Consider the following 2914-nt stretch of genomic DNA (forward strand, 5'->3'; position numbering starts at 1 on the left):
GATTTGCTTGAGTAGGTCTTTCCCCTCTTCCATAGCTTTTGATATGTTTGGGAAATGATGCCTTAAAGCCTCCAGTTGTTCGGAATTGAACAAGTCTTTCATCTTACCAAGTTCTTTTTTCAATTCCTTGGTTTCGGTCTTTAGTTCTTGGTTCTCCGTTCTTAGTCGGTTACTGGTTGTCCTTGCATTGTCCATTTGCTGTCTATAATACTCCTTGTCGTTCTCGGCTTTGAATACCTTTGTGCCGTTTCGCTCTTTTTCAAGTATAGCCTTTCCCAGTCTATCGGATAGCTGTTCATTTTCCCCCTCTAAAGCCTTTATTTTGGCTTTTAAGGCATCTTTTTCCCTATCGTTAACCGTTTTCCCTATCAAGCCGTAAAACTTCTCTGAAGCCTTAGAAATGAGTTTTTGGACGTTTTTCTTTGTTTCAATGGAACGTAGTTCTTTCTGAAGCTGAAGAAGCTGGTTTTGCACGTCCTTGTGCTTGTCTAACGCACTGGATATATCGTTGGATAGTTCCTGAAGCTGTTCTTTCGCACATTCGGTCTTGTACTGCATAGCCGATAAGTGTTTGCGATCAGAAGAAACACCACGTTCCATGCCCAGTGCTTCAGATGCTATGGTTTGGAGTTCTGCCATGTCATCACGCGATAAACGCACACTCTTCCCGTTCGGCTGCGTCCAATCGAAAACTACATGGGCGTGAAGGTTAGGTGTCCATTGCTTTGCGTTCATGTATCCTTCGTCCTTGTGTATATGGATTTGAAACGCTTCAATACCGAAACGTTCCTTGCAGACCGCAGCGAATTGCTGGAGTTCCTGCATGGTGGTTTCTTGCTTGATTACTATTACCCCCTCCCGTATGGGTGCTGCTTTAGTCTGCATCTTCTGCCCAACCGTATCGAAATATCTCTGTTTCGCACTCTCCAGCCGATGGGAGATGCTATCTCCAACCCAGCTTTCATTCAAATGACTAAGTTCCGGACGAACATAGTCCAACTCTTTTTCCCTAAAGTTGTGAATCTCGCTCCCCGGCTTCACTGCTTGTACATGAATACTTGTTGCTCCCATAAGTTAACATTTTTGTGACAATCGATAACAGCCGGTGACAGCCGGCTGACAGGGGGTTAAGGGGGCTTGTCCCCTTACACACGTACCCTTTAGGGTGCTAGTGTGCTATCACCATACTGCATAGGTGCGAAGTTAGTGAATGTTTTGTAAATGCACAAATAAAGGGGAAAACATTTGGATTTGCGACAATAAAGTACTACCTTTGTTGCTGACCAAACGGTAGCTGACCGATACGGGAGAGTTACCAAAATACAAGCCGCTGGAGTTAATTGACGGACATCCGACATCCCCAGCGGCTTTATTTTTGCCTATCTGCTTCGTCTAGGCATACCAGTACCTCTACTAAAAATGTACTTCAAAGATACTTATTTTCTACCGACTTGATAGTTTTTACCCCATATTCTTGGACATTTTTCCCCCATGAGGTTATCTTTGTAGGGTGAAAGAGAAACCCATAAACGGGGATAGATTGAATGCTGGGAAGCATAAACAATCGGGGTAAGGTTAGCGAACCTTGCCTTTCATCCCCCATTATAACTTTACATAGAGGAACTTTATCTATCCCCCCCCGCCCCCAAAGGGGGAGCGACCAAACGGCAGCTTCACTCAATGGAGTGTTACAGTTCATCAAAACCAAGTGATAACTGTCGTTTCTCTGCTTCTTCTTTCTTTTGGGCAGCTAAAGTCTTTTTCCGAACGTATGTTTTTGTAAATGAAACCCTATCCCCATTAAAGACAATCAACGGATTAATGAACCAATTATATTCGTTTGGACCTCTTGCTATGATTTCACTTTGTACGAGCTCTGCCAATCCTTTGTATATGGCTTTGTCTGATTTGTATTGGGTGTATTCTAAGCATTTTCGCCTATCGAAAATTATCATATCATTCTTAGGCTTCATGCAAGTTAGAATATACCCGAAAACCCGAATAGCTGATTGTGATAGATTGAAAAAAGCGGCAAAATTCGCAAGGTATAGTTTTGCAAATTGCTCTTCATCTACTTCTATTTGTCGGATAAACGAGGTTTTGAATACTTCTCCTGTATCTGTATCAGCAACAGCAACTACAGCTTTTTTATCACTTCCCGTACTACTTTTGTATTTCTTAACAACGTGATTTTCAATCCCTTCAATTGCTTGTTTCATAAAGGGGTTTTCTTCGTTTTTTTGAAAATCGGTTAATTTGAGTACTTTCTTATTTTCCATAAACATTCTATTTAGGCAAATTTGACTTTCTATATATCGGTGAAAAAGTATAATTTGATTTTCCACAAAGGAATATTTAAATTTCCATTAATACAATAAAAAAGCAAAATATATTTTCCTTTTTAACATCTAATAGGAAAGAGTGACTTTCTAATATGGAAAATCTGATTTTCCAATATGGAAAATACCCTATATTGAGTATCAACTACTTAACTTATTCTATTTCTTAAGTTCTTATTATACCCTAAAAACGGCATATAATCAACTACTTAAAAAATCATTGGTCGGGGAGCGCCCAGCGGCAAGGGGCGGGACCACCCGTCCCGACGAGCGCCCACACCATAAACTTTTTTTCGAATAAGCACACAACCGTTTTTCGAACCCTGCAAAATTTCTTCCGAACCCGAACGGCGTAACACTCCATTGAGTGAAGCTGCCGTTTGGTCGCTCCCCCTTTGGGGGCGGGGGGGGGGGGTTACATACCCATGCCGAAACCTCTGCTTCTGGTGATTTGCTTGAGTAGGTCTTTCCCCTCTTCCATAGCTTTTGATATGTTTGGGAAATGATGCCTTAAAGCCTCCAGTTGTTCGGAATTGAACAAGTCTTTCATCTTACCAAGTTCTTTTTTCAATTCC

At 41.5% G+C, this 2914-nt stretch carries 3 protein-coding genes; all 3 read right to left on the minus strand.

The annotated features are described in order from the left end of the window. Positions 1-1071 (minus strand): plasmid recombination protein (locus tag C1A09_RS16150; RefSeq protein WP_101546192.1); only part of this gene is annotated, 1071 nt, incomplete at its 3' end. Positions 1072-1426: 355 nt separating this feature from the next. Next, positions 1427-1699: a hypothetical protein gene (locus C1A09_RS16160; RefSeq protein WP_007572069.1), complete on the minus strand. Its 273-nt coding sequence runs from the start codon at positions 1697-1699 to the stop codon at positions 1427-1429. Next, positions 1689-2279 (minus strand): hypothetical protein, encoded by a 591-nt coding sequence (locus C1A09_RS16165; RefSeq protein ID WP_008670455.1) that lies wholly within the window; start codon positions 2277-2279, stop codon positions 1689-1691. Before C1A09_RS16165 ends, C1A09_RS16160 begins: the two co-directional genes overlap by 11 nt. Between the last annotated feature and the right edge of the window lie 635 nt (positions 2280-2914).

It is taken from the genome of Bacteroides cutis (assembly GCF_900241005.1).
Classification (GTDB): domain Bacteria; phylum Bacteroidota; class Bacteroidia; order Bacteroidales; family Bacteroidaceae; genus Bacteroides; species Bacteroides cutis.